The 432-nt window shown below is 43.5% G+C and carries 1 pseudogene; it reads left to right on the forward strand.

Features of this window, described 5'->3' with window-relative positions:
• Positions 1 to 432, forward strand: a pseudogene (locus AC4AGG_RS16820) (hypothetical protein); the annotation flags it as partial.

The following is a 432-nucleotide window of genomic DNA, read 5'->3' on the forward strand; positions in this document are numbered from 1 at the left end:
GATTTGCCAAGGCGGAACATTTAGTTTACCAACAACGTCTACGAATGGTATTACAGGAACATGGTCACCAGCAGTGAATAATCAAGCTACGACGACTTATACGTTCACGCCAGCTGCAGGCCAGTGTGCAAGTACAGCGACAATGACGGTAACGGTAAATCCTATTGCCAGTTTGGTATTATCATTAGGAGCAAATCCTCAAGCAGTAGATGCTAATTCACCAATTTCCCCTATTGTTTATACATTTGGCAATGGTGCAACAGGAGCTATCGTGGCAGGACTTCCGACAGGTGTTTCTTATACCGTACAAGGAAATAGTGTAACAATTAGCGGAACGCCTACTATTGCCGGTACTTTTAATTATACTGTTTCAACAACAGGAGGTTGCGGTCTGGTAAGCTTGCAGGGAACTATAACTGTCAATGAATCGCA

The organism is Chryseobacterium sp. CG10_8 (assembly GCF_058117085.1).